Raw genomic sequence first — 25,712 nt, forward strand, 5'->3', positions numbered from 1 at the left:
GCTTCTCGATCTCGTATTCTCTCTTTAGAACTGGGTACGCAAGCGGCGGAACTCGAACCGCTGCTATTGGCCTGAAGTTATCTCTCACGACGTATTTCAAATAGGCCCAAGCGCGCGATCAACACAACGCCGAGGCCTTTCGAAGATCACCACCTCACGGATGAAACCGGCGCCCCAACGCGTCTAACCGCACCGCAATCGGCGGCAGTTGTTCGCTGCTCCTGGCCAGCATCTCTACATCCTGTGCCGTGCTCTGCGCGATGCCCTGCACCGACTGCAAGCGCCCGACGATCTCCAGGTTTGCTGAGGTCTGTTCCCGCGTAGTGCTGACGATCCGCCCGTTCAGCGCATCGATTCGGGTGATGTCATTGCCTACTGCCTTTAGCATTTGCACCGCAACCTGGCTGTCTTCCACGCAACGTTCTACGCCCTGGCGGCTGTCCTGCATGGCTTCGACGGCTTCGCGGCTGCCTTGCTGCAAGCCTTCGATGATGGTTTTGATTTCCTGGGTGGAAACCGCTGTGCGTTGCGCCAGGTTGCGCACTTCGTCGGCGACGACGGCGAAGCCGCGGCCTTGTTCACCGGCGCGGGCGGCTTCGATGGCGGCGTTGAGGGCGAGGAGGTTGGTTTGGTTGGCGATGCTGCTGATGACGTCGAGCACCGAGCCGATCTGTTCGGCCTGCACGGCCAAGCCTTGAACGGTCTGATGGGTGTCGGTGAGGCGTGTGGCCAGTTGGGTGATTTCGTGTTGGGCGCGGCCGACGCTTTCCTGGCCGCGCAGGATTTGTTGGCTGGCGACGTCGGCGTGCGCGACCGCTTCCTCGACGTGCACCGTAATGTTGCCCATGGCGTGTTCCATGCGCTGCATGGAGTCAGTCATTTGTGCGATTTCGGCCAGTTGGTGGCGTGCGCCTTTTTCCAGGGTGCCGCTGGCGTGGGCCAGTTCTTGTCCGAGTTGGCCGAGGCCGTGGGAGTCGCGGGAGACGCCGTCAATGAGCCCGGTGATCTGTTGCAGGAAGTGGTCGAAGCGCTTGGCCAGGGACATATGCGCCTTGCCTTCACCTTGTGCGGTTTCCACGGTGAGCTGGGTGGTGACAGCGAGCATTTTTTCGAGCATTTCCTGGCTCTCGACGGCTTCGGCCTGGCTGTGCACGGCGAGGTAGAGCAGGGCGACGGTTTCCATCACCACGTAGAAAGCATGCACAAACACCATGGTCCAGCCGCCGTGGTGTTCCATCACGAAGACCGGGAAGCCTTGATGCTGTAAGGCATGGAAGACCACGTGGTGCACGGCGATGGTGAGTGCGGCCACGAGGATCGGCAGCCAGTCGCGGTAAAACGTCAGCACCGCCAGCAGGGCGAAAATTCCGAAGTGGGCTTCGATCACGCCTTGTGCCTGGTTGATATGCAGCGCGGCCATGACCATCAGACCAGCGCCCAGTGCGCAGCGCATCACGCGCGTGCCGCCGATGGCGCGGTAGAGCGCGGTGAGCAGCAGGCTTGTGCCGCCACCGACTACGATTGCTTGGATCAAGGTGTCGTGCCAGAACGCCAGGCCTACGGAGAACAGCGTCATCAGCCAGATCAACGCCAGCATGATGCGGTCGGCTTTGCGGTAGTGCTCTAGAAAACGCGTGCGGACGGGCATTCACTCTTACTCCCTGTGGTGTGGCCAGGAACAAAGCATGCGGCGTGCCACGATGGCGCGCTGCTACAGAGCAAAGCAGGTATCAGGATTTTTGCAGGTACGGGGGAAGCAAAAGCTTATCGGCAGTTGGGGAGAGAGCTTTAAGCGCCACTGCCAGGAGGAAAGGCTGCCCGAGCGGGCAGCCCTGATGACGATCAGAAGGTGTATTTGGCCGTCAGCATCATGTTGCGTGGGGTGCCGTAGCTGTCGCCGCCGTAGTCCACGGAGTTGGCGATGGTTGAGTAGTAGCTGCGGTCGAAGATGTTGTTGGCGTTGAGCTGCAGGTCCAGGTTGTCGTTGACCCTGTAGCCGGCCATCAAGTCGGTGACGGCGTAGGCGCCTTGTTGCAGGCGGTAGGTGCTGCCGTCAGCCAGCTTGACGTCGTTGTACATGCGGCTCTGCCAGGAGATGTTGCCGCCCACCCGGAATTTCTCCAGCGCGCCCTGGAGGTTGTAGCGGGTGGTCAGTTTGAACAAGTGCTCCGGGGTGTCGGTGTCGTACTGCTTGTTGACAAGCTGCGGGTTGGCTTCGTCCTTGATGGTGTGGGTGCGCGCGTAAGTGTAGCCACCGCCGACCTGCCAGTTCTCGGTGAGGGCGCCTTGCAGTTCGAAGTCGATACCCTGGCTGCGAATCTCGCCGGAGGCTTCATAGCACTCGGTCTGCGGGCAGTTTTGCACGGTCACTTTGGTGGCACGATTTTCCTGATCGACGCGGAACAGTGCGACGCTGGCATTCAGCGCGCCGCCCAAGTATTCGCCTTTAACGCCGACCTCGTAGTTTTTGCCGACAATCGGCTTGACCGGGGTCGCCGAACTGTCTTTGGCGGTTTGCGGCGTGAAAATGTCGCTGTAGCTGACGTAGACCGAGTGATGGTCATCCAACTCGTAGATCAAACCCGCGTAGCGCGTCAGGTTTCGGGTGACTTTGTAGTCGCCGCTGTTGCTGCCATGGGCATCGTAGTCATACCAGTCCAGGCGCCCGCCGAGGATCAGCTTGAGCGGGTCGGCCAGGCTCAGGCGCGTGGTCAGGTAGAAGCCGTCCTGGGTGGTGATTTCACGGGTGTCGGTGGTGTGGACGAAGTCCGGTTTGCCTGCGGTAATCGGCCAATTGGTGTCGTACGGGCTGTAGTCGTGGCTGGTCATGTCGTAGATGCGGCGGCTGGCACCGACCACCAGCTCATGGGTGCGCCCGAACGCCTGGAACGGGCCGCTGACGAAGGCGTCGACGCCAGCCTGATTTTCGTCGTAGGCGGCCTGGTAGACGGTTCGCGCCAGTGATTTGTCAGCAGCCCAGCGCGATTGATACGAGCCCGAGAACAAGGCTTTCTGCTCGGCGTAGTTGGCGTTGACCTGCAGCTTCCAGTCGTTGGCCAGTTGCTGGCGCAGTTCGGCGAAGACCGTGTTGATCTCCTGGTCCTTGTTCTCCCAGTCGGTGCCGGGGTTGTAGGAGCGGGGCAGGTCGAGGTGATGGCCATCCTGACCGATCATTGAGGAACCCCAGAAGTAATTGGTCTTGTCCTTCTGGTTTGAGTAGCCGAGGGTCAGGGTGGTGTCTTCACCCAAGTCAGCTTCGGTGACGGCATAGAACAGGCCGTGATACTCCTCGGCGTTGTCGATGAAGCTGTTGGCGTCGCGGTAGGAGGTGACCACCCGGCCGCGCCAGGTGCCGCTGTCATTGAGCGGGCTGGAGGCGTCGAGTTCGCCACGGTAGTTGTCCCAGCTGCCAGCGGCGCCGGTCAGGGTGACTTTCTGCTCGTCCAGGGGCCGCTTGCGGATCAGGTTGATGGCGGCCGACGGGTTGCCCGCGCCGGTCACCAGGCCGGTCGCGCCGCGCACCACTTCAACGCGGTCGAACATCGCCAGGTTGGGCTGCGCGCCGACTGAAACGCCGTTATAGCCGCTCGGAATACCGTCATACATCAGGTTGTCGATGTCGAAACCGCGCGAGGTATAGGACTGCCGGCCCGGTCCGTTGGAGTAATTCAGGAACAACCCGGGCGTTGCGTTGACCACGTCGTTGATGCTGGTCATTGCTTGGTCATCCATGCGCTGGCGCGTAATCACGGTGACGGCTTGTGGCGTTTCACGCAGGGTGAGTGGCAACTTGGTCGCGGTCTTCATCGCGCCGGTGGTGTAGGACTGCGTGCCCTCAGTGGTTTCGCCCAACTGCTGCTCGCCGGAGATTTGGGTGGCGCCCAGTTCCAGGGTGGTGACCGGTGCTTCGGCGTCGGCGGCGAAGGCCGCGTGCGAGGTGGCGAGACAGACCGCCAACGCGATCAAACTGGGTGTAAAACCTTTACCGCCGGGCTGGTGCACAGGCATCGAACGAGCTCTCCCCTAAGTGCCTTTCCCTGGCGAATAATAAAAGCGTTGATAATTATTCGCATCAGTGTGACAGATTGATTCTGTAGGAAAAAGCCATAGGGATGAATTAGTTAACGATTTTTTCACATCTGCATGGCAGGCCTTTCGCCAGCACCTGCCGTTTTCGAGCGTTCATGGACGGTGTTCAATCGCGCCTCGGAATCGCGACCCGGCTTGTCGCTTTCACTTCGCGCAGCGCCAGGCTCGACTGGATCGACGCGATCCCCAATTGTCGCCGCAGGACGCTCTCTACAAACTCGCTGTAGCTGTCGAGATCTTCCGCCAGCACCTGCAATAGATAATCCGCATCCCCGGTGATTTTGTGGCACGACAGCACCTGAGGCAGTTCCTTGACCACCGCTTCGAAGGCGTCCGGCGCGTGGTCGGTGTGGATGGCAAAGCGCACATGCACAAACGCCATGATGTCCAGGCCGAGCAGCTTGCGATCCAGATTGGCCTGGTAGTCCTTGATCACGCCTTCTTCTTCCAGGCGCTTGCGGCGGCGCCAGCACGGCGTGAGGCTCAGGGCCAGACGCTCGCTGAGTTGGGCGTTGGAAATACTCGCGTCTTCCTGCAGCAAGGCGAGGATGGCGAGATCGGTGTCGTCAAGAACGACCTGCTTGGTTTTATTTTTCATATTCGCCTGTAATAGGGGTAAAAAATCCCGATAAAACTAACAGCGCAAGAACTAAAAGCAAAGAAAGCCCCGCACCGCCAGAACAAAATAGACCCTGTCTTTTACTGGCGGATGTATACACATGCTGACTGTTTTTAGCGATGCCCACCGTTTGCACCATGGCACCGAATTGAAGGATGGCGTACTCAAGCCTTCGTTCGAGCAACCGAGCCGCGCCGACACCGTGCGTGACCGCGTCCAGCACGTCGGGCTCGGCGATATCATCGTGCCGCGCGCCTTTGACCGCGCCTGTTACGTCAATGCCCACAGCGAGCGCTACGTCTCCTTCCTTGAAACCGCATGGGCCGAATGGACCGCCATCGGCCGCAGCCATGACGCGCTGCCGCTGGTATGGCCGGTGCGCGATCTGGCCAATGAACAGGTGCCGGATTTCATCGACGGCAAGCTGGGGTTCTATGCCATGGACGCCGGTTCGCCGATTACCGCAACCACGTGGCAGGCGGTGAAGACCAGCGCGGACATTGCACTCACTGGCCTCGCGCTCATCGATGAGGGCCACAACAGCGCCTTTGCCCTGTGCCGCCCACCCGGCCACCATGCCGCCCGCGAATACATGGGCGGTTATTGCTACCTCAACAACGCCGCGATTGCCGCACAACAGGCCATCACTCAAGGCGCCAAACGCGTTGCGGTACTGGACGTGGATTTCCACCATGGCAACGGCACACAGAACATTTTCTACGACCGCTCGGATGTGCTGTTTATCTCCCTGCATGGCGAGCCCGCCGTGTCCTACCCGTACTTTTCCGGCGCCAACAGCGAGCGCGGCAAGGGTGCAGGGGAGGGCTTCAACCTGAATTATCCGTTGCCGAAAAACACCACCTGGGATCACTACAAAATTGCCCTCGCCGACGCGTGCCAGCGGCTCAAACACTTCGCCCCTGAAGTGCTGGTGATTTCCCTCGGCGTCGACACGTTCAAGGACGACCCCATCAGCCACTTCCTCCTCGACAGCGAAGACTTCCTCGGTATGGGCGAGATCATCGCCAGCGTGGGCGTGCCGACGTTGTTCGTGATGGAAGGGGGCTACATGGTCGATGAGATCGGCATCAATGCCGTCAACGTGTTGCACGGTTTCGAAAGCAAAACCGCCTGACCCCCTAATAACAACGACCGCCCAACTTTTTTCTGCCAAAACTCAAAAACATAACAAGAGGTTTTGTGATGAAAACAACTACGTCCGGGCTTTGCGAAAAGCCTGCGTTGCAACGCACCCTGAGCAACCGTCATATCCAGCTGATGGCCATGGGCGGTGCGATCGGCACCGGCCTGTTCATGGGCTCCGGCAAGATCATTGCGCTGTCCGGCACCTCGATCATCCTGATCTACATGATCATCGGGCTGTTTGTGTATTTCGTGATGCGCGCCATGGGCGAGCTGCTGCTGTCCAACCTCAACTTCAAGAGCTTTGCCGACTTTGCCGGCGCCTACCTGGGACCGCGCGCCGCGTTTTTTCTCGGCTGGTCGTACTGGCTGAGCTGGAGCGTGGCGGTGGTGGGGGATGCGGTGGTGGTCGGCGGGTTTTTCCAGTACTGGTTCCCGGACCTGCCAGCGTGGATGCCGGCGGTGGGCATGCTATTAACGTTGTTCGCGTTGAATGCGCTGACTGTCAGGTTGTTCGGCGAAGTGGAGTTCTGGTTCGCAATCATCAAGATCATCGCCGTGGTGACCCTGATCGGCGTGAGCGTGGTGCTGATCGCTGGCTCGTTTGTCTCACCCACCGGCGTCACTGCATCGCTGTCGCATTTGCTGGACAAACAGGCGGCGTTTCCCAACGGCCTGTTCGGCTTTTTCGCCGGGTTCCAGATGGCGATTTTCTCCTTTGCCGGCACCGAGCTGATCGGCACCGCCGCGGCCGAAACCCGTGCGCCGGAGAAGACGTTGCCCAAGGCAATCAATTCGATTCCGTTGCGCATCATTCTGTTCTACGTGCTGGCACTGGCGTGCATCATCGCCGTGACCTCGTGGCAGCAGGTGTCGCCGAGCAAAAGCCCGTTTGTAGAGCTGTTCCTGGTGGCGGGGTTTCCTGCGGCTGCGGGCATCGTCAATTTCGTGGTACTCACCTCGGCGGCGTCCTCGGCCAACAGCGGGGTGTTTTCCGCCAGCCGCATGTTGTTCGGGTTGGCCGATCTGGGGGATGCGCCAGGTGTTTTCCGACGCTTGTCCAACAGCAGCGTTCCGTTGTTCAGCCTGGCCTTCACCACGGTATTGATGCTGCTCGGCTTGGTGTTGCTGTTTGTGGTGCCGGAGGTGATGACCGCCTTCACCATTGTGTCGACGGTCTCGGCGATCCTGGTGATTTTTACGTGGTCGACGATTCTCGCGTCGTACATCGCTTACCGTAAAAAACGCCCGGACCTGCACGCCAAGTCCACTTACAAGATGCCCGGCGGTGTGCCGATGGCTTGGTTTTCCCTGGGTTTCCTTGCGTTCGTGCTCTGCCTGCTGGCGTTGCGGCCAGACACACGCCTGGCCCTGTATGTGATGCCTGCCTGGTTTATCTGGCTGGCGATTGCCTACCAGATCAGAACGCCATTCTCAGGCCAACCGTCCCTTGGCGGCCGTTGAAGGTGTTGCTGTCCAGGTTGCGGTTGTAGCCCACCTCGCTGTAAACGCTGATGTCTTGGGTGACCTTCAACGTTGCACCGACGCTGAGGTCCAGGGTGGTGGACTTCTGCTCGGTGTCGATGTCGGTGACGTCGGCAAAGGTCACGGTGTTCTGTCCGGCGCGGGTGTGCCAGACATTCGCCCGTACATAAGGCACCAGTGGCATGCCACGCACTTGGTAGTCGCCGCGCAGGCGGATTCCCAGGCGCGTGGTCAGGTGGGTATCGGCGTCATAGGACACGTCGGAAACCCCGTCGTTTTGGCTATTCAACGTGGTCTTGCTGACGATCAGTTGTGCCTGGGGTTCCGCGACCCAGTTGGTCGTCACCGGGATCGGCCAGCCGACTTCGGCGGAGGCTGTGACGTTGTGCCCGCGGGTTTTCATCTTCACACCACGGTCCGACTCGTTGTTGCCATTGAAGCGTGTGCCCATTAACACCAGGTCAAGGTAGGCCTGGTTGGCGCCGATCAACGTCCAGTACACGCCCAGGCTGTCACCGCGCAAGGTGGTTTTGCCGGCGTTCTTGTCCTCCCGGCCGCCGTTGAAGCCTTTGACTGTGCCCCGCAAACGGCTATAAAAACCCCAGGCGTTGCTGGCCATCGCCCATGGCGCTGGCATAGAGATCGCTGCCCACCTGGAAGCCCGTTACCGAACTGTCCAACGTCGGGCTCACCGTGCCGGCGAAACTCTGGCGACTGCTGTTGCCGTAGACCCGACCCCACCCGGCCGATAAAGCGCCGGTCTGCTGTTGCTGGCTCTGGTCACCCATGCGCTGGTGAAAGGTGCCTAGCATGCCTTGCACGATTTGCTGGGCGGCGGGAAACAGCGCGGCGTAGAGCGGCACTTCCGGGCGGTAGATGGGAATCGGCTCTGTCCCAGGGTTGGGCGGCAGTGGTGGTTCATCGGGAATGGGGACAGGCAACGGCACGATAATGACCGGGTTCGGCGGCACCACCGGGATGGTCGAACGCAGGTAGTAGTTTTCTGCGGTGCCGGCGGTGACGCCGCCCTTGAACAGGTAATAGTCGAACGCGCCGGCAGACACCGGCGCGCCAAGGGTAAAGGCGGTGCCGCTGCCGGTGGCGCCGTTGAGCGCCTGCACCACCTGGATACCATCTTGCAGCGTAGCGGCGCCTGCGCCGCCGAGGTTAGTGACGCGAATGCTCGTACTCCCCTGGATGGTCCCCTGGCTGATTACCAGTTTGTCGCTGGGCGAACCGTCGCTACCCAATACACTTTGCAGCGCGAGTTGGCCGCCGCTGGCGTTGTAGTTGCCATTGACGGTCAAGGTATCGCTGGTGCCGGAGCTGCCCGTGGTCATGTCGATCAGGCCGCTGTTGTTCAGGGTCGTCAGTTGGCCGGCGGTAAACGGATTGATGATCCCTGTGCTGACCCGCAATGCCGAGCTGCCATTCACGTTCATGGTGCCGGTCCCGGTAGCGGCATCACCCAGTGTGAAGGTGCCGCCGAGGGACAGGCTCGAATTGTTGTCCAGGTTGACGATTTCCCAGTTCTGATAACGTTGCGGTGTGCTGACCTGGCTGTTGTCGAACGTCAGGGTATCGTTCTCCGTTCCGCCGTCCACAACGGGAGTAGGGGCGACAATGGCTTCGGTCAGGTTTTTCAGCAGCGCCGTGTCGTTATCGCCGGCCAGCAGTACTGCCGAGTCGAGTTGGCCCGCGCCGTTCCACTCGAACTGGTCATTCCCCGCGCTCATGCGAATTTCCCCGGCAATCCTGCCACCCTTGATGACGATGATGTCGGACCCGCCGCTGACGCTGAGGTTACCGCCAATGAAACTGGTGCCCGATACCAGGATCGTGTCGTCGCCAAAGCCGGTGACGAAGTTGCCGACAACGGTGCCGCCACGCATATCAAACAGGTTGTTGTCGAGTTTCATGTCGACGCGTCCGATGCTGCCGCCGGTCATCAATCCGTGGTCGCCATCTTCAAAGGCGCCTGTGATGGTGCCGCCGCTCATGGCGAAGTCGTCGATGCCATCCCCTTGGGCAAGGGATGTGATCGTGCCGCCGCTCATGGAGAATTTGTCCAATCCGGCGCCCTGGAAAATTCCACCGGCCGTACCGCCGCTGATTTGCATCACATCGGCACCGGAGCCCTGCAAGATCACACTGTTGACCGCCCCCTGGAACAGGCGAAAGATATTCGCGCCATCGCCCATGTTGACCCCACTGGTGCCGATGACCGCATCTGCGGTGTTCATCTCGATGAGGTCATTGCCCGCGCCATAACCGACGCCCAACACGCTGCCGTTGCCGGAGGGAAATATCAGACTGTTGTTACCTTGCGCATCAATGAGGTTGCCCCCCGCGCCGCTGGTGCAGGTCACCACATCGTCACCTGGCGTGATGGTGAAGGTGCACGCCTGAGCAGTGCTTGAACAGCTCAACAGCCATGCTGCTGACGCCATAATCAGGCTGGCGCCGGTCCGTTGGGGAAGTCGTTTGCTCATGATCCGTCCTCGCTCAATGCGACCTGACTCCTCGGTGCCTGATGACAGGCACGGTTAAGGACCATGGCAACAACGAACGCGATACGGATCAGGGAATACGAGTTACCTGCTTCGAAAACACCGGCCAATGCAAAGGGTTGGCATGGCTTTCTCGACTGCACCTCACCTGTGCAGCACGTTTTGAACCTTAGACGCACATCCCTCGCGTCGCTACTGTGAGAAATAACAGGTACGGACGAGTCGGCGGCTAAGCGAAGACGATCTCGTAAGGCTCGCGCATGCGATCCAACAACACCTGCGCCAGCATCGGCGCCAGGCCGATCTGCGGGTCACCCACCAGTTGACTCGCATAGGCATGGACCGCGTGGAGTTTGCGCGCAACGCTCCATGTGTCCAGGCGTACCTTGCGCGCCCGTTGCCAGGGGATGATTGCACCCTCGCGCGCGGGCCAGTGCCAGGCCCAGATCGGCAGTTCATACAGCTGCGCACCGACGAGATTGCACGCCTTCGCACTGGCGCGGCCGACCGCTTCGTGGTCGGGGTTGCCGTCGTTGCGCCACGTGGTGAACACCACATCGCCCGCTTGCAAATAGCGCGCGATGAATTGGCTCAGTTGCGGCTCACGGGCCGACAGGGCGTTGTCGCAAAACCCACCGCGAATCCATTTCAGGCTATGCATGGGCATGCCTAGGCGACGCAGCGCTTCGGCGCTTTCCTGGGGACGCACCACGCTTAAGCGGCTGGCCGGCCACCGATGTGAGCCAGGATGGCTGGCGCTGCCGTCGGTGATGGAGATCAGTTGCAGGGGATATTCAAGGGTGCTGAGCAGTTGCAGCATGCCGCCGCACGCCAACACTTCGTCGCCCGGATGGGGCGCGATGACCACCACCCGTGCACCGGCCGGGACCAGCGATGTCGCAGAGATAGGGGCGATTTGCGCCAGCTGCGGCGCAGTGTTCCAGATTTGCGCGGGGCCGCGACGGCCTTCACTGAGGGAGGCAGACTTCATGAGCGTTACATCCTTGTGGATTGGTGCTTGGTCGTGCCCCGTTGACGGGACGACTCTATTTATTCACCACAGACTCCGCCGTGATGGATGCGTGGCCATTCAACCCTGAATGACCAGCAAGGCGTCTTCAGCATAGACAAGGATTCGCCGCTTTTACATTCTGTAATATGGATTTTTTCACGACGCCGGCATCAGGCTCTTCAAATAATCGCCAAACCCACCTTGGGCGCGGGATTCCAGGCGCGCACTGGTGATCACCTGCGGGGTATTGCTCCAAGCGATAGAGGCGCCACAGCGTTCCAGGTTGCGCACCAATTGCACGTCCTCATGGCAGGCCAAGGGTTCGAAGCCGCCTGCGCGAATGTAAGCACCCGCGCTCACCCCCAGATTGGCGCCGTGGATGTGCCGGTGCCCGTCCTGCGCCTGATAACCCTGGAGGTAGCGGATCTGCGCGGCCGGGTCGAAGCCCTCGCTCCACGCGTCCACCGTCACCGTGCCGCATACCGCATCGGCGTTCAGCGCCAACTGCGCTACCAGCCAGTCAGGCGCGACGCGGCTGTCGGCGTCGGTGCAGGAGATCCAGCGTGCGCCCTGATTGAGCAGATGCCGCGCACCTAGTCCTCGCACATGCCCAACATTGCGCGCCTGCACTTCGAAGTGCTGCACCGGGTAGCTCTGGACGATGGCTGCGCTGTCATCGCTGCAACTGTCGAGCACCAGCAGGATCTGCACCGCTTCGCCCTGCAGGCCAGGGTGGCGGGCCGCGATCAACGCGGCGTCCAGGCAGTCGGGTAACAGCGCTTGTTCGTTATGCACCGGGATCAGAACGCCGATCATCGCAGGCCCTCATGGCGAGCGACCGAGGTGCCATCGCGGCACCACAGGTCGAGGAGAAAATCCTGTTCGTGGTAGCTGGCGATGCGCGGCATTGCCAGTCGTTCATGGAGCAGGGCATGCGCCTGCTCAGCTGTCTGCGGACAGCCTTCAATCGGTACGCGCCAGTGGCACGCCAGCAGTTGGCCGTCGTCGGTCAGGCTGGCGAGGGCGCGGTCGATCACGCGGCCTAAATCGTCTGCGTCGAGGTAGTAACACAGCTCGCTGAGCACGATCAGCTCGAAGCGCTCGGTCGGCCATTGTTCCGGCAGGCGGCTCTGTTGCACCTCGGCATGGGTGAACCCCAACAAACGGCTGCGCGCCAGGCTGACGGCGGCGGCGGCGGTGTCACAGCACAGCAGGCGATCACAGCGAGGCGCCAGTTCGAAACTCAGCTCGCCATTGGCACAGCCCGGCTCAAAAATGGCGGCATAGCGTGGACGCGTCAGCACTGCAAGGGTCAATGCTCGTTTGCGTCGCTCATACCAGCGTTGACGAAACGCCCAAGGGTCATCATTTTCGGCGAACAGTTGGTCGAAATACGGCGTAGCCACACTCATACGAATACCACTTCAAACGGTTGCAGCAAGCGCTCCACCACATAGGGCGCGAGCACCGGGGGCAGGCCGATCTGCGGGTCACCTTCCAATTGGCTGGCGAACGCGTGAATAGCGTGGCGCTTACGGGCCACCGACTCGCAGCTCAGAGGGATTTTGCGCGCGCGGTGCCACGGCACTTGGCTGTCTTCGGCGGTTGCCCAGTGCCACGTCCACACCGGCAGCTCGTACAGCGTAGCGCCCACCGCTTGGGCGGCCTTGGCACTGGCGCGGCCTACGGCTTCGTGGTCGCAGTGGCCGTCTTCACGCCACGTGGTAAACAGCACATCCGTGGGCTTGAGGTAGCGTTGGATAAAGGCGCTCAATTCGTCCTCTCGCGCCGCTACCTTGCTGTCGGTAAACCCGGCGCGCAGCCATTTCAAACTGTGCAATGGCAAACCCAGCCGATGCAGGGCTTGCGCTGATTCCTGGGGCCGCACCACGCTCAGGCGCTCTACCGGCCAGCGCCGAGAGCCGGGGTGACTGGCGCTGCCGTCGGTCACCGAAATCAGCTGTATGGGCCGACCGAGCGCCGCCAGACCTTGCAACAGACCACCGCAGCCCAGCACTTCATCATCCGGATGGGGCGCGATGATCACGGCGCGATGCCCTTCAGGTACTAACTGTTCGACGCTGATCTGCGGCAACTCGGCCATCCGCGGCGAGGCCTGCCAGTGATGCAGCGGGGTGCCTTGGCCGACAATCGGGTTGGGTTTCATAACTGCCACCTCCCTGTGGGTTCGCCTGCGATCAGCTCACCCAGGCCGGCCAAGTCACGTTCGGCGTGACTCTGGCGCAGGTACACCGGCAAATCCGCCATCAACTGCGCAAAGTGCGCGTCCTTGCAATAGGGGCCTGCACCGACGGCACGCCCCACGTGGTGCATCACTTGCTCGACCGTGTCTTCAATGCAAGCCCGCGTCTGCTGGGCCAGCACTCGGGCATCAGCCTTAGGTTCAAGGTCGATGTGCTCGGCGCTGGCGCGCAGAACGCAGGCGGCTCCGTTCAGCGCACTGTCCACTGAACCCAAGTGGGCGAGGGCATGGGGTTCCGGGCGTTTGGCGCATTGCTCACGCAAGACTTCCGCCAGGCGTTGCGCGGCGCCATACCAGCACGCCGCAATACCAATCCCGCCTTGCCAGAAACCGGGGCGGGTGAGGTACTCACCGGGGTGGCCGACGGCAATGCCGCGCACCCCCTCGAAGACCACTTCAACGCTGCCCGTCGCCGCCATGCCGACCGCGTGCCAGCCGTCCTTCGTCACAGTTACGCCCGGCTGCTGCATCTCGACCGCGACCAGTTGCTGCCGATCTTCTTCATCCCAGGCCGTCAGCAACCCATGGCTGACCACGGCCGCGCCGGAACACCAGGCTTTACGACCGTCCACGATCAGTCGATGGCCGTCGCGCCGCACGCGTACCTTGGCACTCGGCGGTTCGGCGGCCCACATGCCCCACGTGCTACCCAAGGGCGGCAGGGGGCTGTCCAGTTCAGCAATGATCGCCAACGCGTCGGTATGACCCTCAAACAACTTGCACAGGCGCAAGTCATGCCCGGCGACCTGGGCCAGGCGACTGAAGCGTGCCAAGGTCTGCCCGCTGCCGGGCAGCGGCAGTTGGTCAAGGCCTTCTTCCTGAAGCGCCTTCAGGGCATCCCCCAGGGCTTGCGTGTCCGCATAACCCCGGTAGCCTTGAAGGAATCCGTGTAAAGCCATCTCACACCTCGTCTTCGCGCTGCAGTTCAAACAACAACAGCGAGCGGCCGGTCACCGCGTATTCATGTTCAAAATCAAAGCGTTCCTGACCGCGTACTGCGGTGTCATTGGTATCGAGCATGCAGGTCCAGAACTCACCCTCGGGCACTGGCGGCAGGCGGAAATTGACCATGTCGTGGTGCGCGTTGACCACCAGCAACAAGGTCGCATCGGCACCGGCGCGACGAATCCCGGTTTCCTGGGCGCGGCCGTCCATCAACATGCCGAGGCAGCGACCGTGGCTGTTTTCCCACTGTTCGGTGGTCATTTCGTTGCCGTCGGGTGCGAGCCAGGTTACGTCCTTCACGCCGATGTCTTCGTTATAGTCGCCGACCAGGAAGCGTCCACGTCGCAGGATCGGGTAGGCCAAGCGTAGCTTGATCAAGCGTTTGACGAACTTGAGCAGCGACTTGCCGTCATCGTCCAATTCCCAGTTGACCCAGCCGATCTCGCTGTCCTGGCAATAGGCATTGTTGTTGCCATGCTGAGTGCGGGCGAATTCGTCACCGGCGACGATCATCGGCGTGCCTTGGGCCAGCAGCAGAGTGGCGAAGAAGTTACGCATCTGGCGCAGGCGCAGCGCGTTGATTTCCGGGTCGTCGGTGGGGCCTTCAACGCCGTGGTTCCAGGACAGGTTGTTGTTGCTGCCGTCCTGGTTGTTCTCGTCGTTGTCTTCGTTGTGCTTGTCGTTGTACGACACGAGATCATGCAGGGTGAAACCGTCGTGGGCGGTGATGAAATTCACCGAGCTGTACGGGCGGCGACCGCGATGATTGAACATCTCGCCCGAGGCGGTCATGCGCCCGGCGAAGTCCGCGAGCTGGCCGTCGTCGCCTTTCCAGAATGCGCGCACGGTATCGCGGAAACGGTCGTTCCATTCCACCCAGCCCGGTGGGAAATTGCCCACTTGATAGCCACCCGGGCCGCAGTCCCAAGGCTCAGCGATCAGTTTGAGCTGACGCAATACCGGGTCCTGGCGGCAGGCCACGAGGAAACTGTGGCGCTCGTCGAAACCATCGCGATAGCGGCCAAGGATCGTTGCCAGGTCGAAGCGGAAACCGTCGACATGCATCTCGTTGGCCCAGTACCGCAAGGAGTCAGTGACCATTTGCAGCACGCACGGGTGACTCAGGTCCAGGGTGTTACCGGTGCCGGAATCGTTGATGTAGAAGCGCTTGTCGTCAGGCATCAAGCGGTAGTACGAGGCATTGTCGATGCCGCGCATGGACAGGGTCGGACCGCGCTCGTTGCCTTCGGCGGTGTGGTTGTAGACCACGTCGAGGATCACTTCGAGCTTCTGCTCGTGCAGGTGCGCGACCATCTCCTTGAACTCGGCGATCTTGCCGCTGGCCAGGTAGCGCGGGTCGGGGGCGAAAAACGCGATGCTGTTGTAGCCCCAGTAGTTGGTCATGCCTTTTTCCAGCAGGTGCTGGTCGTTGACGAAGGCGTGCACCGGCAGCAGCTCCACCGACGAAATACCCAACTGGCGAATGTGCTTGAGCACATCGTCTTCCATCAACCCGGCGCACGTGCCGCGCACGGATTCACCCACCGAGGGGTGACGCATGCTGATGCCGCGCAGGTGGGTTTCATAAATGATCGTACGGTCCCATGGCACCCGCACCGGCTGGTCGTTACCCCAGGTATGTGCCGGATCGATGACCTTGCACTTAGGCACGAACGGCGCGCTGTCACGCTCGTCGAAACTGAGGTCGTCGTCGGGATGGCCGATGGTGTAGCCGAACAGTGCTTCGGACCATTTGAGCTCACCTACCAGCTGTTTGGCGTAGGGGTCGATCAGCAATTTGTGGTGGTTGAAACGATGACCATTGGCCGGATCGTAGGCGCCGTATACCCGATAACCGTAAATCAGTCCTGGATGGGCATCGGGCAAGTAACCGTGGAAGATTTCGTCGGTGTATTCCGGCAGCTCGATGCGCTCCAGCTCTACTTCGCCAGCGTCGTCGAACAGGCACAGTTCCACCTTGGTGGCGTTGGCCGAAAACAGCGCAAAGTTGACACCCAGGCCGTCCCAGGTGGCACCGAGCGGGAAGGGCAAACCTTCGCGAATCCGCGACGGTTCATGTTCCTGCGTCGCTTGGTTTTTGTCGGGTTTGCTCATTCAAGTTGCTCCTGCAAGGGTCTTTTTTCAGGCCGAACGCCGCCAGGCTGACGAACGTTCAGCTCACAATCAGTGTGATGAAGTAACCGCCTGCCGAACGCGTCGGCAGGCGGTTGATAGGATTAAGGCTTTGGCTTTTTCGGAGCCGAGGGCTTTTTCGCCGCAGGAGGTGTCGGCTTGCTGGCAACCGGAGCCGGCGGTTTGGCTTTGGCGGGCGGCTTGGGCGCGGCCTTCGGCTTGGCGCCAGCCTTGGGTTTACTCGGCGTCAGCGCTTCGGCTTCGGCCAGCTTGCGCGCCATCTCCCAGTGGCGCGCATCTTCACCATGGGGCTTACCTTCAGACTCCCAGATCTGATGCGCCAGTTCGCGTATGCGTTTGTCTTCAGTACTCATCACAATGCTCCTCACAGAAAATTTTCAGCTTTCTTGATCATCAGGATTGATAAAGACATTGACCGGGAAATCCCCCAGGGCAGTGCTGATCAACAGCTCCTTGTCTGGTGTGACTGCGCCTGTATGAAAAAGTCCCTTCCAGTTTTGAGTTGGTGCGGCGAACGGTAATTTCAGCCGCGTATCGCCCCAAACCTGCGCATTGATCTGGGGATACACACCGTTCTCCAGCAAGTAATGTGACCAGCGTGGAACCACTACCAGCAGGCGTTTGCCCTGGTGTTCGCGACAGAATGCGACCACCCGCTCGGCATGCTGGCCGACCACTTCCAGCGGTGTGTAGGTACCGTTGCGAAACAGCTCAGGCTGGGCCTTGCGCAAGGCCAGCACCTGGGCAATCACCGCCTGTTTGATGCGCCCGTCACGCCAGTTGAACAACAGTTCGCCGATGTCCGTTGGGGTCTCGAGTGCCCGTTGTCGTGCACTGAAATCCACCGGACGACGGTTGTCCGGATCCACCAGGCTGAAGTCCCAGAACTCAGCGCCCTGGTACAGGTCTGGTACACCCGGCACAGTGATGCGAAGCAAGGATTGCGCCAGCCCGTTGAGCGCCCCGGCCGGGGCAATCGCCTGGGCAGCCGCCGCAATCGCGGTGCGCAACGTGCGACCTTCTTCACTGAGCAATAGACGCGACAGAAACGCTTCCACGCCTTGTTCGTAGGCGTCGTTGGGCGCACTCCAACTGCTGTTCAATTTGGCTTCGCGCAGGGCCTTTTGTTGCCACTGCCAGAGGCGTTGTTGATAGCCTTCGAAGTCATCGCCCTGGTCCAGCGGCCAACTGCCCAGCAGCACTTGGTAGAGGATCAGCTCATCACCGGCCGACGGCGTGTCGGCATCGCTGCGTAACGGTGCTGCCAGGGTGCGCCACTGCTCAACCTGTTCCACGTACCAGTCGGCGCACTCGCTGAGCACTGCCAGTCGCGCGCGGGTGTCTTCGCCGCGTTTGTGGTCGTGGGTGGCGGTGGCCAGCAGGTTATCCGGGAAGGCTTCCAAGCGCTGTTGGTTGATCGAATGGAATTCGGTCAACGGTGCGCTGAACTGCTCAGTACTGAAGCCCACATCATTACGCGACAGCAGCACCGCTGAGCGATAGAACGCGGTGTCTTCCACGGCTTTCGCGGCCGCGGGCGAGGTCAGTTGCTGGAAGCGTACGCAGGCATGCTTGAGGATCTTGCGCTCACGGCCCACCGGACGTTGGCGCCAAGACTGGCCGCCGAGGGATTTTTCGAGGTGATCCAGCACCGGCCAGTCGCCCTCGCTCAAGGTGGTGCGGGCACCGTCCATGGCCTGCTGGAACACCGCGTCGTCGGCGGCGCTGCGGCCCAAGGCGCTGATGTAAGTGCGGTACACCGGGAAGTGCACGATCAGTTCCTGCAGGGCGCGGCGAATCGCGCCCAGGGTCAGGTCGCGGGTCATCACATCGTCTCGGGCCACTTGCAGGAGCGCTTGGGCGACGCTTTCAAAGTCCCCGCCCAACGAGCCGTTGAGGATCTGCTGGCGGGCCAGACGGGCTTCTTCGATAAACGCTGAGGGCCGTTCGGTATGGCGTGTCCACAGCTCGGCCAGCGGTGCAAAGCCGTCCGGCTGGTGTTGCAGCAAGGACAGTTGGTCCATGAATTCATAGCCGGTGGTGCCGTCCACACACCAATCCTCACGCAGGGTTTCGCCTTCACCGAGGATCTTCTCGACAAAGATCGGCAAGTGCCGCGCAGGTGCCAGGGCGTCCACTCGGCGACGCAGCTTGCGGCAATAACCCCGGGGGTCGGCCAGGCCGTCGATATGGTCGATACGTAACCCATCCACCAAACCTTCGCTGATCAGTTCGAAAATCTTGCCGTGGGTGGCTTCGAACACCGCCGTGCGTTCGACGCGCAGGCCACCCAGCTCATTGACGTCGAAGAAGCGCCGCCAGTTGATATCGTCTGCCGCCGTGCGCCAGCTCGCCAGGCGGTAGGCCTGTTGTTCGAGCAACTGATGCAGGCGGTTGAAACCCTCGGGTTGGCGCCCATCGAACTGGGTCAAGCGGTCTTCGATAGCCGCCAGGACTTCAGTCGCCCGCTCGGCCAGTGCCTGCTTGAGCCAGGCGGCTTCGGCGTAGGTGTCGTCCTGATAGGCGAGGGCGGCGAAACGGTCAGCCAGGGGTTTGAGCGTTTCATCGCTGCCCAGGATCAACGCGTAATCCCGTGGGCAGATCGGGAAGCGATGCTCGTAATGCTCGACATAAAATGCGCCGTGGACCGCATCGAAATGCAATGTCAGAGTGCCGGTCTGTAACGCTTCGCCGTAGTCGCTGCCCAGAAACGGCATCAACAGTTGGCCCTTGAGCAGCGGGTCGGGCGAGTGCCACTGGATATCGAAGAACTCGCTGTACGGGCTCAGGCGGCCCCACTCCAGCAGGTCCAGCCACCACGGGTTATCGGCACCGCCAACGGCCATATGGTTGGAGACGATATCGAGGATCAGCCCCATGTCGTGTTCACGCAGGGCGGCGACCAGGCGGCGCAAGGCGGGTTCACCGCCCAGTTCCGGGTTGACGCGGGTCGGGTCGACCACGTCGTAACCGTGCATGGACCCGGCGCGGGCGCTGAGCAGGGGCGAGGCGTAAAGATGGCTGATGCCTAACTCGGCGAAATACGGCACCAGCGGCACCGCATCGTCCAACGTAAAGCCTTTATGAAATTGAAGGCGCTGGGTGGCGCGCAGGGGCAGTGTCTTCATCGGTCACGCTCATAGGCCTGGTTGCGCGCGACGGCCAATAGTTCAAGGCGGCGCGCGGCTCCGGCATTGTCCAGCAAACTTGAAGCCTCACCCGCCAGGCGTCGGCGCCAATTGGGATGGGTATCGGTGGTGCCGGGCAGGTTGGCTTGTTCTTCGACGCCCAGGGCGTCTTCCAGTGGCAACAGCACCAACGGCGCACGGGTATGGCCGAGGTAGCGCACGCTGGCGTCGATCATGTGGTCGGTTTCGTTACGGATCTCGTCAACGAAGTTCTGCGGGTCCTGGCTCAAGGCCTGGCGCAGGGCCTGGCGTTCGCGCAGGCGGTGTTCGCTCCATTGCTCCACGGTGGGCGCATCGATCAGGCCGAGTTGGATGTTCCAATCGATGTCGCGGCTATGCCACCAACCATTGAGCGTGGGCAAATCGTGGGTGCTGGTAGTGGCCAGGGCGTTGTTCGGCCAGTCGAGAATCGGCGTGAACTGACCATCGTGGCCTTGCTCGAAGAGCAGCACACGCATCCCCAGAATAGAGCGGCTACTGAGTTTTTCGCGCAGGCCGTCGGGCACAGTGCCGAGGTCTTCACCGAGGACGATGGCTTGATGGCGGTGAGATTCCAGCGCCAACAGACGCAACAGGTCGTCCACCGGGTAATACAGGTAAGCGCCTTCGCGAGGGGATGCGTCCATGGGGATGACCCACAGACGTTGCAGGCCCATCACATGGTCGATGCGTAAACCACCGGCATGGGCAAAGTTGGCGCGCAGCATCTCGATAAATGCGCGGAACCCATTGCGCTGGAGGCCTTCCGGCGAGAACGCGGAAATGCCCCAGCCCTGGCCCGCACGGTTGAGGATGTCCGGCGGCGCGCCCACGGTCAGGTTGGCCAGCAGCTCATCCTGGCGGCTCCAGGCCTGGCTGCCACCGCCGTCAGCTCCCACCGCCAGGTCGGCGATCAAGCCAACGCCCATGCCACTGCCCTTGGCGGCTTGTTGCGCGCGCTCAAGGCAGCGGGCGATCAGCCATTGGGTGAAGGCGAAGTAGCCGATCTCTTCTCGGTTGTCCTCGGCAAACTTCGCCAGCGCCGGGCTCTGCGGGGTACGCCACTCCTGCGGCCAGTGGCGCCAGTCGAGCGCTTCGCCGGCAGCCGCGCGCACAGCTTGCACCGCTTCAAAGCGACAGTGATTTTCCAGGGCTTCACCGCCGGCCTGGCGGAAACTCAGGAAATCGGCATGTTGCGGATGCTGGCCGTGGCGGAAGTCTTCGTACAGCGCGCGCAACAGGCGTTGCTTGGCTTTGGCGGCGGCGGGCCAGTCGATCAGGGTGTGTTGCTCCAGAGCGTGCAGCTCATCCTCCAGACCAAGGGCGTCGATGGCGTTGCGCACTTCACGTTCGCCAAGGATGCAGCCGGGCGAGGCATACAAACTGTTGAGGAACAAACGGCTGGACGGCGAATAGGGGCTGTAGCGCCCTGTGTCGGCGCTGAACATCGCGTGCATCGGGCTGATTGCCAGGGCATCGGCGCCGCGCTCGGCGGCAGAACGGGCCAGGTGTTCCAGGGCCAGGGTGTCGCCGAAGCCACCATCGCCCAGACGGCGCAGCGAGTACAGCTGCGCACTCAGGCCCCAGGCGCGGGCGGGCTGGCTGTCGACCGAGTCGGCGACGCTGTAGCAGTGAGTGGGGGCGACGGCCAGCGTGAAGGTCTGGTCGTTGATGTGCACCTGGTGGTAGCCCAGGGCGATGATGCCCGGCAGCACGGCGGCGCCGTCCAGGCGCAGGTCCAGGGTTTCGCCGTCTTCCAGGCTGACACGGCACAGGGTGTCGGGTTCGAAGTAGTGCGCCAAGTCAAGGCCGTCGCCGCTGTCGACCGTCATCAAGGGCGGCAGGTGTTTGTCTTGTTGCGCCCGCTCCAGTTCCAGCAGGCTGGTATTGATCTCTGCGTCGCTGTCGGCCGGATGACCGAGGCCTTTGAGGACAGCGCGCAGGGCATCGGGTGTCACGCGTTGCGGGCGGCCGTTGGCGTCGATCCAATCGACGGCCAGGCCTGCGCGGCTGGCGAGGATTTCCAGGTTCGCTTCACTCAAGGGTGTTCTCCAACAGGGGAAAGGCTGACGCGCGCGCTGTACGGCGGCAGTTGCGCGCCTTGCTCAGCAGGCGTGGCAAAAAGTAGGTGCTCCGGCGCCGGATGATTCACGGGCGTGGCACTGAGGTTCAGGTCGATCTGCAACAGGCTGCCATTGCCCAATCGCCAGCGGGCTGTCACAGCGCCGTCCGCCAGCACTTGGGCGCCCAGCGCCACACTGCCGGGCAAGTGCGGCACGAGGTGGCGATGGCGCAGGCTCAGCAGTTGGCGGTAGAACTGCGCCTGTTCGCTGTCGGTAAATGTCGGGTTTGATTGCTGGAAGGTAGGCAGGGCGTTGGGGTCAGGGATGCGTTCGCGTCGCTCGGGATCCTGGAACGCGGCGAAGTCGGCAAACTCGTTGCGCCGGCCTTCACGTACCGCTTCGGCCAGGTCGCCGTGGTGGTCGGTGAAAAATAGGAAGGGCTCTTTGGCGTTGACTTCATCGCCCATGAACATCAGCGGGATCATCGGCGACAGCAGCAGCAACGTGGTCGCGGCCTTGAGTGCCTGAGGCGAGCACAGTTGATGCAGGCGTTCGCCCAAGGCGCGGTTGCCGATCTGGTCGTGGTTCTGCAAAAACAGCACAAAGGCACTGGGTGGAAGGTGCGCGCTGGGTTCGCCACGGGTGTGGCCATGGCGTGTGGTCTCGCCTTGGTAGATGAACCCTTCGCCCAGGCAGCGCGCCAGCTTGGCTGTTGTGTCTGCGGCGAAGTCGCTGTAATAGGCGTCGGTTTCACCGGTGAGCAGCACGTGCAGCGCGTTATGGCCGTCGTCATTCCACTGTGCATCGAAATCATGCTCCAGCAGGCTGGCCTGGTTGAATTCGTTCTCCAGCACCAGCCAAACGTGGCGACCGGTGTCGACCTGCTGGCGCACACGCTGCGCCAGTTGTTGCAGGAAACCGGGATTGTCGATGGCGTGCACGGCATCCAGGCGCAGGCCGTCGAAGCGGTACTCCATCAGCCACATCAGTGCGTTGTCGAGGAAAAAGTGGCGCACCTCGCGGCGCTCGAAATCGATCCCCGCGCCCCAGGGGGTGTGCACGTCTTCGCGAAAAAAGCCTTGGGCGTATTGGCCCAGGTAGTTGCCGTCAGGACCGAAGTGGTTGTAGACCACGTCGAGGATCACGGCCAGGCCGTGCTCGTGAGCGCTGTCGATCAAGTGCTTGAGCTGCTCAGGCGTGCCGTACGAGGAATGGGGCGCGTAGGGTAGAACCCCGTCGTAGCCCCAGTTGCGTTCGCCGGGGAACTGCGCCAAGGGCATCAACTCAATGGCCGTGACGCCCAGCTCGGCCAGGCGTGGCAGGTGTTTCTCCACGCCGGCGTAGCCTCCCATTGCGCCGACATGCAGCTCGTAGATCACCGCCTCATGCCACGGGCGACCTTGCCATTGGCTGTGCCGCCATTTATAGGCGAGGGGGTCAACCACCCGGCTCCAACCGTGCACATCGCACGCTTGGGCCCGGGATGCGGGGTCGGGCACGTCTTTTTCCCCGTCGATGTTGTAGCGGTAGCGCGTGCCCGCCGGGCACTTTATTTCTACTTCAAACCAGCCCTCTGCCTGCGGCAGCATGGCAACTGATTTGCCGTCTTCCAATTCAACGCTGACATAAAACGCGTCTGGCGCCCACAAGGCAAAACGCGTGTGTTGCGCGTCCAGCATGATTGCGCCGTGGGGCCAGGTTTCTAGAGTCCGTAACGGCATCTATAGAGGCCTCCCTTGATTACTTGACTGATTTCCCCAGGGCCTTGGCCACAAGTTGTTCGTAGAGTTCGGCGTAGGGTTCGACTGCCTGGCACCAATTGAACGGTTGGGTCATGGCACGGCAACGCATGGCGTTGAGCAGGCCTGGGAAAGCGAAGACCTTGAACGCGCGGCTCAGGGCTTCTTCATAACTTTCCACCGTGGATTCATTGAACAGGAACCCGGTGACGCCATTTTCGATAGTGTCTGCCAGCCCGCCGGTATTGCGTGCCACCGGCAGTGAGCCGAAGCGCTGGGCGTACATTTGGCTCAAGCCGCAGGGCTCGTAGCGCGATGGCATCAGCAGGAAGTCGCTGCCGGCAAACATACGGCGCGCGTCGGTTTCGTTGAAGCCGATGCGCACGCCGACTTGGCCCGGGAAGCGCAGAGCCAGTTCACGCATGGCCTGTTCTTCTTCCGGTTCGCCGCGCCCGATGATTGCGATCTGGCCGCCGTTCTCAACGATGAAGCCAGCCACCGCTTCGGTCAGGTCCAGGCCTTTTTGGTAGACAAGACGCGAGACCACGGCGAACAGCGGGCCGGTGGAATCGTGCAGACCGAACAATTCGCGCACGTGGGCGGCATTGATTGCCTTGCCTTCCCAGTCGCCGATATTGAAGTTGTGCGTCAGGTGCTCGTCGGTGGAGGTTTCCCAGCTTTCATCAATACCGTTGGGGATACCACTGAGCAGGCCTTGCTGGGTCTTGGCGGCGAGAAAACCGTCGAGGCCGCAGCCAAATTCCGGGGTGGTGATTTCCTGGGCGTAGGTGGCGCTCACCGTGGTGATATGGCTGGAATAAGCCATGCCGGCCTTGAGGAACGACATCTTGCCGTAGAACTCCATGCCTTCCTGCTGCAGGGCGTGGGGCGGGATACCCAGCTCTGGCGTCGAGGCCAGGCTGACCACACCTTGATAGGCCAAGTTATGAATGGTGAACAGGGTCGGCGTACGTGATCCACGCCAGTGCATATACGCCGGGGCCAGGCCAGCAGGCCAGTCGTGGGCGTGCACCAAGTCCGGGCACCAGTGAATCTGTGCGAGGTTGGCGGCGATGTCGGCGGCGGCCAGGCCCAGGCGGGCGAAGCGGATATGGTTGTCCGGCCAGTCGCGGCCGTTGTTGGCACCGTAAGGCGTGCCTTCACGCTCGTAGAGCTCGGGGCAGATCAACACATAAATGACAAGGCCGTCCTTGAGGTCCATACGCCCGATCTTGCATGGCGGCAGCGCGGCGTGGCCGCCCAGTTCACCGATGATGTGGATCGGGTTGTCGCTTTCCATGACCTGCGGGTAGCCGGGGATCAACACGCGCACATCATGCAGGTGAGCCATGGCGCGGGGCAGGGCCGCGGAGACGTCGCCCAGGCCACCGGTTTTCACCAGGTCAGCAAACTCGGACGTGACAAACAGCACTTTCTTTCGATTCGGGTTGTGACTCACGATCGGCCGCACAGAGCTTGGCAGGTCGGCCAACGACGTAGGCCCCCCTGCAGGCTGACTGAAACGCTCTCCCTGAGTATCTACTGCGGCACTGATCATAATGCACTCCCATTTTGTTGGTCGGCTAATGGCCCGCTGCCACTAGCTCCGATTGGCCGCATCCTGCGGCCAGGCGCACAAGCACTGTACAAACTGGCAAGGCGTATGCCAGTTGCACGGATTGCGAAAAAAGATTGGATGGACGGGCATGTGCTGTGAAGCGTGTGTGCTCGCCTTACCTTAAAACTGGACCAATGGCAGAGTCGGAAAGTTTAGATTTTTTGCGGGGTTTTTGTTTTGGAACGGACCCATCGGTCATCAGTCTAGGACAGATCCTCATAGCCTGTAGGGTTTCTGGGAAGATTTTGTAGGACAAAAAACTTTTAACCTGAGAGTCAGTGGTTATTAGCCAATTGTCTGTGGGGCAGTGGTGTATTTCGAGGTAATGCGGTTTGACCTGGGTTTTGTAGTGAGCAGGCTTGCCCTGCGCTGGGCTGCGAAGCAGCCCCATTAGGGGCACCGCTTATGTACCTGGTGCAGCAAGGTGAACCATTTGGGAGCGCTTCGCACTCCGTCGCAGGGCAAGCCTGCTCACCACAGGGGTTGCGGCGCCCGTGGGCAGGAGGCTGTGAGCTTATTTTCTGAACAAACCTCTCACCACACAATTGTTTGCGACTGTGGAGTAGGGCTGAGCCGTATTTTGTAGTGAGCAGGCTTGCCCTGCGCTGGGCTGCGAAGCAGCCCCATTGGGAGCACCGCCTATGTACCTGATACAGCAAGGCGAGCCATTTGGGAGCGCTTCGCACTCCGGCGCAGGGCAAGCCTGCTCACCACAGAGGTTGTGGCGCCTGTGGCAGGAGGTTGTGAGCTTATTTCTGAACAAACCTCTCACCACAGGGTTGTCTGCAACTGTGGAGTAGGGCTGAGCCGTATTTTGTAGTGAGCAGGCTTGCCCTGCGCTGGGCTGCGAAGCAGCCCCACTGGGAGCACCGCCTATGTACCTGATGCAGCAAGGCGAGCCATTT

16 protein-coding genes and 1 pseudogene are annotated in these 25,712 nt (G+C 61.4%); 2 read left to right on the top strand and 15 right to left on the bottom strand.

What is annotated here, in order from left to right:
• Positions 1-154: 154 nt before the first annotated feature.
• From CKW32_RS28715 to CKW32_RS09005, 3 genes are all read right to left on the bottom strand, one after another.
• The gene (locus tag CKW32_RS28715) at positions 155-1,648 is read right to left on the bottom strand and encodes a methyl-accepting chemotaxis protein (protein WP_032885273.1); all 1,494 of its coding nucleotides are present in this window, start codon (positions 1,646-1,648) and stop codon (positions 155-157) included.
• A 194-nt stretch (positions 1,649-1,842) separates the two neighbouring features.
• Complete coding sequence (locus CKW32_RS09000; protein ID WP_095184650.1) at positions 1,843-4,008, bottom strand: TonB-dependent siderophore receptor; 2,166 nt, start codon at positions 4,006-4,008, stop codon at positions 1,843-1,845.
• Positions 4,009-4,195: 187 nt separating this feature from the next.
• Positions 4,196-4,687 (bottom strand): Lrp/AsnC family transcriptional regulator, encoded by a 492-nt coding sequence (locus tag CKW32_RS09005; RefSeq protein WP_095184651.1) that lies wholly within the window; start codon positions 4,685-4,687, stop codon positions 4,196-4,198.
• Positions 4,688-4,808: 121 nt separating this feature from the next.
• On the opposite strand from CKW32_RS09005, the gene CKW32_RS09010 reads away from it, so the two are divergent.
• Positions 4,809-5,843, top strand: a complete 1,035-nt coding sequence (locus CKW32_RS09010) for a histone deacetylase family protein (protein ID WP_095184652.1) — start codon at positions 4,809-4,811, stop codon at positions 5,841-5,843.
• A 68-nt stretch (positions 5,844-5,911) separates the two neighbouring features.
• Positions 5,912-7,315: an amino acid permease gene (locus tag CKW32_RS09015; RefSeq protein ID WP_032885268.1), complete on the top strand. Its 1,404-nt coding sequence runs from the start codon at positions 5,912-5,914 to the stop codon at positions 7,313-7,315.
• Here CKW32_RS09015 and CKW32_RS09020 read toward each other — a convergent pair.
• The 12 genes and pseudogenes from CKW32_RS09020 to glgA all read right to left on the bottom strand — a co-directional run bounded on the left by CKW32_RS09020 (position 7,272) and on the right by glgA (position 24,747).
• A pseudogene (locus tag CKW32_RS09020) lies at positions 7,272-9,786 on the bottom strand (autotransporter outer membrane beta-barrel domain-containing protein). The gene CKW32_RS09015 and the pseudogene CKW32_RS09020 overlap by 44 nt on opposite strands.
• A 289-nt stretch (positions 9,787-10,075) precedes the next feature.
• The gene (locus tag CKW32_RS09025; RefSeq protein ID WP_032885266.1) at positions 10,076-10,837 is read right to left on the bottom strand and encodes a PIG-L deacetylase family protein; all 762 of its coding nucleotides are present in this window, start codon (positions 10,835-10,837) and stop codon (positions 10,076-10,078) included.
• A gap of 177 nt (positions 10,838-11,014) precedes the next feature.
• Positions 11,015-11,674, bottom strand: coding sequence for a glycosyltransferase family 2 protein (locus CKW32_RS09030; protein ID WP_095184653.1), 660 nt, complete (start codon positions 11,672-11,674; stop codon positions 11,015-11,017).
• Positions 11,671-12,270 carry an SAM-dependent methyltransferase gene (locus CKW32_RS09035; RefSeq protein ID WP_095184654.1) on the bottom strand — a complete coding sequence of 200 codons (600 nt, stop codon included), beginning with the start codon at positions 12,268-12,270 and terminating at the stop codon, positions 11,671-11,673. Before CKW32_RS09035 ends, CKW32_RS09030 begins: the two co-directional genes overlap by 4 nt.
• Positions 12,267-13,025: a PIG-L deacetylase family protein gene (locus CKW32_RS09040; protein WP_032885263.1), complete on the bottom strand. Its 759-nt coding sequence runs from the start codon at positions 13,023-13,025 to the stop codon at positions 12,267-12,269. Before CKW32_RS09040 ends, CKW32_RS09035 begins: the two co-directional genes overlap by 4 nt.
• Positions 13,022-14,020 (bottom strand): acyl-CoA dehydrogenase family protein, encoded by a 999-nt coding sequence (locus tag CKW32_RS09045; protein ID WP_095184655.1) that lies wholly within the window; start codon positions 14,018-14,020, stop codon positions 13,022-13,024. Before CKW32_RS09045 ends, CKW32_RS09040 begins: the two co-directional genes overlap by 4 nt.
• 1 nt (position 14,021) lies before the next feature.
• Complete coding sequence (gene glgX / locus CKW32_RS09050) at positions 14,022-16,181, bottom strand: glycogen debranching protein GlgX (protein ID WP_095184656.1); 2,160 nt, start codon at positions 16,179-16,181, stop codon at positions 14,022-14,024.
• Between the two features lie 122 nt (positions 16,182-16,303).
• Positions 16,304-16,573 (bottom strand): DUF2934 domain-containing protein, encoded by a 270-nt coding sequence (locus tag CKW32_RS09055; protein ID WP_095184657.1) that lies wholly within the window; start codon positions 16,571-16,573, stop codon positions 16,304-16,306.
• 24 nt (positions 16,574-16,597) lie between these two features.
• The gene (locus tag CKW32_RS09060; protein ID WP_095184658.1) at positions 16,598-19,348 is read right to left on the bottom strand and encodes a malto-oligosyltrehalose synthase; all 2,751 of its coding nucleotides are present in this window, start codon (positions 19,346-19,348) and stop codon (positions 16,598-16,600) included.
• Positions 19,345-21,429, bottom strand: coding sequence for a 4-alpha-glucanotransferase (malQ, locus tag CKW32_RS09065; RefSeq protein WP_032885256.1), 2,085 nt, complete (start codon positions 21,427-21,429; stop codon positions 19,345-19,347). Before malQ ends, CKW32_RS09060 begins: the two co-directional genes overlap by 4 nt.
• Positions 21,426-23,171, bottom strand: coding sequence for a malto-oligosyltrehalose trehalohydrolase (treZ, locus tag CKW32_RS09070; protein ID WP_095184659.1), 1,746 nt, complete (start codon positions 23,169-23,171; stop codon positions 21,426-21,428). The genes malQ and treZ overlap by 4 nt, the downstream gene beginning before the upstream one ends.
• Positions 23,172-23,190: 19 nt before the next feature.
• The gene (gene glgA / locus CKW32_RS09075) at positions 23,191-24,747 is read right to left on the bottom strand and encodes a glycogen synthase GlgA (protein ID WP_081797612.1); all 1,557 of its coding nucleotides are present in this window, start codon (positions 24,745-24,747) and stop codon (positions 23,191-23,193) included.
• Positions 24,748-25,712: the final 965 nt, after the last annotated feature.

Origin of the sequence: Pseudomonas sp. Irchel 3H9 (genome assembly GCF_900187495.1) — a bacterium.
GTDB lineage: Bacteria > Pseudomonadota > Gammaproteobacteria > Pseudomonadales > Pseudomonadaceae > Aquipseudomonas > Aquipseudomonas sivasensis.

Coding starts and splice junctions, on each gene's coding strand:
- CKW32_RS28715 (WP_032885273.1), bottom strand. CDS start 1,648: ATGCCCGTCCGCACGCGTTTTCTAGAGCACTACCGCAAAGCCGACCGC.
- CKW32_RS09000 (WP_095184650.1), bottom strand. CDS start 4,008: ATGCCTGTGCACCAGCCCGGCGGTAAAGGTTTTACACCCAGTTTGATC.
- CKW32_RS09005 (WP_095184651.1), bottom strand. CDS start 4,687: ATGAAAAATAAAACCAAGCAGGTCGTTCTTGACGACACCGATCTCGCC.
- CKW32_RS09010 (WP_095184652.1), top strand. CDS start 4,809: ATGCTGACTGTTTTTAGCGATGCCCACCGTTTGCACCATGGCACCGAA.
- CKW32_RS09015 (WP_032885268.1), top strand. CDS start 5,912: ATGAAAACAACTACGTCCGGGCTTTGCGAAAAGCCTGCGTTGCAACGC.
- CKW32_RS09025 (WP_032885266.1), bottom strand. CDS start 10,837: ATGAAGTCTGCCTCCCTCAGTGAAGGCCGTCGCGGCCCCGCGCAAATC.
- CKW32_RS09030 (WP_095184653.1), bottom strand. CDS start 11,674: ATGATCGGCGTTCTGATCCCGGTGCATAACGAACAAGCGCTGTTACCC.
- CKW32_RS09035 (WP_095184654.1), bottom strand. CDS start 12,270: ATGAGTGTGGCTACGCCGTATTTCGACCAACTGTTCGCCGAAAATGAT.
- CKW32_RS09040 (WP_032885263.1), bottom strand. CDS start 13,025: ATGAAACCCAACCCGATTGTCGGCCAAGGCACCCCGCTGCATCACTGG.
- CKW32_RS09045 (WP_095184655.1), bottom strand. CDS start 14,020: ATGGCTTTACACGGATTCCTTCAAGGCTACCGGGGTTATGCGGACACG.
- glgX (WP_095184656.1), bottom strand. CDS start 16,181: ATGAGCAAACCCGACAAAAACCAAGCGACGCAGGAACATGAACCGTCG.
- CKW32_RS09055 (WP_095184657.1), bottom strand. CDS start 16,573: ATGAGTACTGAAGACAAACGCATACGCGAACTGGCGCATCAGATCTGG.
- CKW32_RS09060 (WP_095184658.1), bottom strand. CDS start 19,348: ATGAAGACACTGCCCCTGCGCGCCACCCAGCGCCTTCAATTTCATAAA.
- treZ (WP_095184659.1), bottom strand. CDS start 23,171: ATGCCGTTACGGACTCTAGAAACCTGGCCCCACGGCGCAATCATGCTG.
- glgA (WP_081797612.1), bottom strand. CDS start 24,747: ATGATCAGTGCCGCAGTAGATACTCAGGGAGAGCGTTTCAGTCAGCCT.